Here is a 6,015-nt window from a genome sequence, read left to right as displayed (position 1 = left end):
CTGCTTGTTTCTTTGACGAGAAGAGCGTACCACTTTTAGCAGTTGGCCTCCTCTTCTACACCTTTCCATGAATGTCGCACTTATTATCTGAAATCGGGCTTACTTATGTTGCCATTGCTTGCCTTACCCTGAGTGCAAATGCAATTGAATTCGACGATGAATTGGCTTCCTTGCGCGCAGATATCAATCAATCCCCAACGGCTGTCATCAAACAAATAACCTCGTTACTGGAGCAAGGCAGATTGCCGTCTGAGCAAATCGAGGCGCAGTACCGATATGTACTAAGCGAGGCGTATTACGCGGCCATTCTGGGTGGACAGGCGCTGGAACAAAGTCTGCTGGTGGTTTCATTAGCCGAAAAAGCGAAAGATACGCAACTTTTGCAGTGGGCTAATGCTCAAGTGTGCGTAAGTTATGAAATGCAAGGCGATGCCGAAGCAGGTATAACTTATGGATTGAAAGCCCTTGAGTGGGCACAACAGAACAATGATGAAGCGTTGCTGGCTAACAGCCGACTTTCACTGGGGTCGGCGTATATCACGCTGGCGCAATTCGACAAGGCGCTTACCGTGTTGCAAGACGCCTATTTGCAAGCGCAGCGCGACCCTGTTGGTACTAAAATGGACCCTGCCCATGTGGCGTCCTTTATTGCGCTAGTGTATGAATACAAGCACGCCCCCGCACTGACTATTCCTTATTTTATCGAGTCTGTCGACTATTACAGACAGACTCAGAATCAGGTGGAGCTATCTAATTCTCTGTTTGGATTAGGGAAAGCCTATCTGGATTTAAAACAACCAGAGACGGCCCTCGATTATTTCAACGAAAGTATGGCTATATCACTGTCGCTAGGAGATAAGCAGGGCGAAGCTTACACAGCAGTAGAATTGGTTCGCTTACATATGGATAACCCACAAGTGGCGTCCAAATCAGATACTGAATTGTTGGATTCACTCAATAATGTGCTTAGCGTGTTCGAGTCATCACAAAACCGCTACATGCAATTTAGTACCAATATCATGATATTGCGATTACTGGAAAGACAGCACAGGCTGGAAGAGGCGCTTGTCGTTGCAGAACGCGCACGGCAACTGGCAGTGAACGAATCCATGCTGAACCAGCGTTATGATGCGCTGATTAAAAAATCTGACATTCTCGCCGGGCTCGGGCGCTTTGAACAGGCTTATCAGGTGCTCTATGACGCCCACAAGGCATATGAAAGCTACATTAAGCAAACCAATGCCGAGCGGTATCAGCAATCGCGTGCTGAGTTTCAATTGGAACAGGCTGAACTAAACAATCAGGTGCTGGCAGAGAAAAATGCGCGTCAAACTGCTGAATTAACGGTGGCGTCGCGGGAAAAGACCATCGTCTGGCTGGTGGTTGCTGTACTGGCAATTGCGTTCATTGCCATACTGCTGGTGCTGTGGCTGGTGAGAGGGCAGCGCGACTATATGTCCAAACTGGCGCATACTGACGAATTAACCGGCGTGTTTAATCGTCGCCAAACACTGGCGTTACTTTCCAGAGAGCACAAGCTGGCTTTACGATCACAAAAAGCACTACCCGTTGCCGTTGCCGACCTGGACAACTTCAAGCTGATCAACGACAAGTTGGGCCATCACGTTGGTGATATGGTGTTGAAGTTTGTGGCAGACAAGGCAAGGGCGTCGTTGCGCTCAACGGATATTTTTGGGCGCATTGGCGGTGAAGAGTTTTTAATTATTCTACCGGATACCACAGTTGATAATGCACAAGTCGCCATCGGGAAATTGCTGCAAGCGTGTGAAGCTTTGCCCAAAGAGTTGCTACAACTCGGATGCAGCAAGGTGACGTTTTCAGTGGGTTTGGTGGACGGGGCGGCCTTTGCAGATGAACATCTGGTACTTATTGAAGCCGACAAGCAAATGTATCAGGCAAAGGCCGCCGGTAAGGCTCGTATTCAGCGTGGCTGAACAGGCAACTTACCGGCCGGTAATTTATTGTTCCTCAGCTTGTTTTGAAGTCTGACTGTGGTTGTTATCCAGGTGGGTGCCAATAATCAGGTCGCCAATGCGCATGTGTTTATATTTCGGGGCTTCGTAAAGCACAGTGGCGTTTTCCAGTAGTTTAAGTATGTCACCTTCTGGCGAGTCACCCTTGGTATTTACTGAGTTTACGATCAGCTTTTGCCACTGCTGTTGCCAGGCATATAAATAAAAGGTTGTTCCGCCATATACAGTTTCCTGAATAAGCAGGTACTCGGTTTCGCCGTCTTCATTGGGGTCAACCTGCAGTAAGTACAGATGTTTGATATCTCTCATGACCCAACGGTTAGCGCTCAAATCAATATAAATCTGTTCGAGTAATTCACTGGGAGCAGCACAATCGCGTATGCACTTAACGTTACTCATGAGTAGTGTTTTATCATTTTCACTGTTTATCTCATCCCAATTCATATACAGCTGATTGAGGCGCATCACAAATTCAGGGTAAGTATCTCGGTAAGTTGTCTTCCACTTTTCGATGGCGTCAAATCCAGGCTTTGCCAGGTGGCGCTCAAAATACTGAATGTCGATGTCATCGATTGCGATTTTACCATCAGCAATGCGGTTCAACTGGTCATTAACCGTGCGCTTTCGCAGGTCTAGCAAAGGGCTGTTTACCGCAACGAGTGTAAGCATAAGTACAACACCCATACCTACATTCACTTTGCCCAGGGTGGCAATCCACGCATCGCGTTTACGCACTATGGCAAGCACGTAGCCAATGGAGAACAAGGCCAACAGAGCCCACACAATGATTCCCCAGAAACGACTCACCGACCAACCATACTGTTCTATGCGCAATGCCAATCCATAAAATACCAGGGCGCTGTAACACGGCAGAAGTGCAATGCCACCATAGATAAATCGGTGAACCGGCAGCGCATAGGGGCGTTCGTCAGCATTGCTCTGGTAAACACTGTTTAACGCAAACAGAATACAGGCTTGCATCCACAGCATTAAATAGCTGCCAGGGCCATTTTCCCAAATGGGTTCCAGGCCAGTAAACGGCAGGGTGACTAAAAAGAGCAGCGACACAAAAATCAACAATACCAGCAGGTATTTGAGTAACACTTGCTGAAGTCGCTTGATGGTATCCACAATAACAGTAAGGCTGCGGATTAAGATGATGCCAAAGGCAAGGGCCATAGTGAGTATGGGATAATAAAACCACTCTTCGGTAAACAGGTCGTAAAAGAAATCAATGTTGATTACCTTAAACAAGCCTGCCCAAAGCATGAGCACGCCCCAGGTTACCAGAGTAAACGCCAGCCCGAGCCCCAGGGTTAACAGGTTTCGCCAGGAGTAACTGAACAACTTGGGGTAGTCCAGCGGCTCGTCGTCTGCCCACACTTGCAGGTACATCAGCGCTTTAAACGTGAGCAGGCTAATGGCAAAGCAAAACGGGAACAACAGTTCTTCAACATCGGCATGAGGTAGCGGTATTACTTGCAGGCCGGTGTAATAGGCCAGTGCAGCACAAAGCAAGGCAAACCCAACTGCACCGGTGCCTAAGCGAAGGGTGTTGGCATTATTCGCTGCCAGCAAAAACATAGTGGGGCACACTAATACAAACGCATATAAGGTATAGAGCCAGCTCGGCGACGTTGCCGGCCAGAATTCAAATTCGATTGATTCGTGCAGGATTAACAAACAGAAGCCCTGAACCAGGGCAACCAACAACATAAGCAGAGTGGGGTAGCGTGATGTATCCATACAATAACATCCTGAATTGTAATACGCTTCAATGTACAGTACTTTGAATAGACAAATAAAGTCTGTTGCATTGCAGGCTGATAACCACAATAAAAATACGGGACCCTACCTATGCCAGGAACTGAACGTTCGTTAACGCTGCGATTTTTAGCGGAGCCTGCCGATGTGAACTTTGGAGGCAAAGTTCACGGTGGTGCGGTAATGAAATGGATTGACCTGTGTGCTTATGGCTGCGCTGCGGGATGGAGCGGCAGGTATTGCATCACCGCGTATGTAGGCGGTATGCACTTTGTTAAACCCATTCTGGTTGGCAGTATGGTAGAAGTAGACGCCAAAGTAATTTATACCGGCCGAACCTCTATGCATTTACGTATACATGTTCGGGCCGGCGATCCGAAGAACGCAGAGCGCGAATTATGCACCCATTGCATTGCCGTAATGGTGGCCATGGACGAAAACGGCAAACCTGCTCTGGTACCAGAGTGGGAACCTCTAACCGAGCAGGACAGACGACAGCGCGAATCGGCCATTAAGCTGATGGAAATGCGCAACAGCATTCACGAGGAAATGACCACGTATCTGGATGCCGATTAACGCATGGTGTTTGCTGCATACTTGCGGTAAACACGAATGCTGGTAAACAGCATGGGGATCGGCGCTATCAACAACAGCGTACTTCCGGGCGCAGACCAATCTGCAGTATGGCTACTCGCAAAGGTAATGAGTGAGGCGCTGAGCCAGAGTAGCCAGCATATGACAAATAAAGAGCAGAAATTCTTGGCTGTCTTTGAAGTTATAGACACCATCTCATAATACCTTTGATATTAATTTACAAGAAGTAAAGTCGAATTATATATCTGTACAAAATGAAAGGCGCCAATCACTAAGATGAATGACGCCCGCAGATTTGTTGCTTAGTTACTGGTAAATACCATCGTAGAGGCCATTACCCAAACCTTCGCCAAATTTTTCAGCCCACGCTAGCATGGAAATGTAAGTGCCCAGAGCACTAGCTCTGGTAAATGTTGTAATGAAACCCGAGCCACCACAAACAACTTCGAGTTCTGCGTCATCCAGTGTTTGTACAAGATTGTTACTCATAATTATTCTCCCAAAGTATTTGCCAGATCATCAACAATACCATTCCCGACCATTACATTGCTGTAAAAATAGCCAATTGAGTAGCCAACGCTATATCCAACCTGATACAAAGTCTCGTCGATAACTTCTAAAATACCTGCCCCAGATACTTCTTGAATTTGTTCATGTGTAAGTTCTTTCATGTTGATTCCTTCGAGATGATTAAATTTGCGTTTGTGAAACGCATAGATAGGTTAATCCCTTAGGTAGACGCAAAGTAACTGAACTTACGGCGGTTTATTACTTTTGAGATTTATTTTCTATTTGCATACCTATAACAATAAATAACAGTACAGTGTTAGTTATTGGATTCTCGAAAATTGACACATCTAAAAAGAATTGTGCATACGCAATAACAAACATTCCAATTGAAACCGCACATACAAACATAGTTTTTACGAATCGGTCGAGTTTGCGCTTGTCGCTTTCAGACATCTTCATGGATTTTCCTTATTTAAGTAACCGTGCTGTGCTAACCGTAAAGCAACCTTGCTGACAAAGTAATGTACTAAGGTACAGTTTGAGTGCAGCGCAGCAGGCAGAAACCAGACCCGGTAAAAAACTAGGGTTAAATCGCAATCAGCAGTTGCATTGGTTTTGTTAATCTGTATAATTCGCGCCCACTTGTCTCCTATATCCTTTATAGATGACATGGTTTCGGCCGCTGCCACACTGCTTTTAGGGTGGACGCCAAAGCAGCATCTTGTCGATGTCGCGGGTGTGTCAGAAACAAAGAACAAGATTCCGATTGGGAATCACTGGTTTATAAGCACATCTTTTCATCCCGTACGAAGGTGAGTGAGAAGATGATTTTTTTGTTCTTTCGATTGGAGCTTAATCGATGCCAAATCAAAGAATTCGTATTCGTCTTAAAGCGTTTGATCACAAGTTGATCGATCAATCTACGGCTGAAATCGTAGAAACGGCGAAACGTACTGGTGCTCAGGTAAGCGGTCCTATTCCTCTGCCTACTCGCAAAGAACGCTATACAGTTCTGGTTTCTCCGCACGTTAACAAAGACGCGCGTGACCAATACGAAATCCGTACTCACAAGCGTTTGGTAGACATCATCGAGCCAACTGATAAAACAGTTGACGCGTTGATGCGTTTGGACTTGGCTGCTGGCGTTGATGTT

Annotated in this window: 6 protein-coding genes; 3 read left to right on the top strand and 3 right to left on the bottom strand. The window is 46.3% G+C overall.

Going from position 1 to position 6,015, the window contains the following annotated elements; translation table 11 throughout:
* Positions 1-71: 71 nt before the first annotated feature.
* Positions 72-1,955 carry a diguanylate cyclase gene (locus ACLR2L_RS18155; RefSeq protein ID WP_413370185.1) on the top strand — a complete coding sequence of 628 codons (1,884 nt, stop codon included), beginning with the start codon at positions 72-74 and terminating at the stop codon, positions 1,953-1,955.
* Positions 1,956-1,979: 24 nt separating this feature from the next.
* On the opposite strand, the gene ACLR2L_RS18150 is transcribed toward ACLR2L_RS18155, so the two are convergent.
* The gene (locus ACLR2L_RS18150; protein WP_413370183.1) at positions 1,980-3,740 is read right to left on the bottom strand and encodes a DUF4153 domain-containing protein; all 1,761 of its coding nucleotides are present in this window, start codon (positions 3,738-3,740) and stop codon (positions 1,980-1,982) included.
* A gap of 111 nt (positions 3,741-3,851) precedes the next feature.
* On the opposite strand from ACLR2L_RS18150, the gene ACLR2L_RS18145 reads away from it, so the two are divergent.
* Entirely contained in the window at positions 3,852-4,334 is a 483-nt protein-coding gene (locus ACLR2L_RS18145; protein WP_140958252.1) for an acyl-CoA thioesterase, read from the top strand.
* Positions 4,335-4,658: 324 nt separating this feature from the next.
* Here the strand turns inward: ACLR2L_RS18145 and ACLR2L_RS18140 are convergent, their stop codons facing one another.
* Positions 4,659-4,841 carry a hypothetical protein gene (locus tag ACLR2L_RS18140; protein ID WP_413370181.1) on the bottom strand — a complete coding sequence of 61 codons (183 nt, stop codon included), beginning with the start codon at positions 4,839-4,841 and terminating at the stop codon, positions 4,659-4,661.
* Positions 4,842-4,843: 2 nt separating this feature from the next.
* The gene (locus ACLR2L_RS18135) at positions 4,844-5,023 is read right to left on the bottom strand and encodes a hypothetical protein (protein ID WP_413370179.1); all 180 of its coding nucleotides are present in this window, start codon (positions 5,021-5,023) and stop codon (positions 4,844-4,846) included.
* Positions 5,024-5,721: 698 nt separating this feature from the next.
* On the opposite strand from ACLR2L_RS18135, the gene rpsJ reads away from it, so the two are divergent.
* Positions 5,722-6,015 (top strand): 30S ribosomal protein S10 (rpsJ, locus tag ACLR2L_RS18130; protein WP_413370177.1); only part of this gene is annotated, 294 nt, incomplete at its 3' end.

This window comes from Alteromonas sp. AMM-1, from assembly GCF_047290655.1.
Taxonomy (GTDB): Bacteria; Pseudomonadota; Gammaproteobacteria; order Enterobacterales; family Alteromonadaceae; genus Alteromonas; species Alteromonas mangrovi.
The sequence above is the reverse complement of the archived record's forward strand: the minus strand, read 5'-3'. Positions and strand labels throughout refer to the sequence as shown.

Excerpts from the sequence above, each read along its gene's own strand:
- ACLR2L_RS18150 (WP_413370183.1), bottom strand. The coding sequence starts at position 3,740 with ATGGATACATCACGCTACCCCACTCTGCTTATGTTGTTGGTTGCCCTG.
- ACLR2L_RS18155 (WP_413370185.1), top strand. The coding sequence starts at position 72 with ATGTCGCACTTATTATCTGAAATCGGGCTTACTTATGTTGCCATTGCT.
- ACLR2L_RS18145 (WP_140958252.1), top strand. The coding sequence starts at position 3,852 with ATGCCAGGAACTGAACGTTCGTTAACGCTGCGATTTTTAGCGGAGCCT.
- ACLR2L_RS18140 (WP_413370181.1), bottom strand. The coding sequence starts at position 4,841 with ATGAGTAACAATCTTGTACAAACACTGGATGACGCAGAACTCGAAGTT.
- ACLR2L_RS18135 (WP_413370179.1), bottom strand. The coding sequence starts at position 5,023 with ATGAAAGAACTTACACATGAACAAATTCAAGAAGTATCTGGGGCAGGT.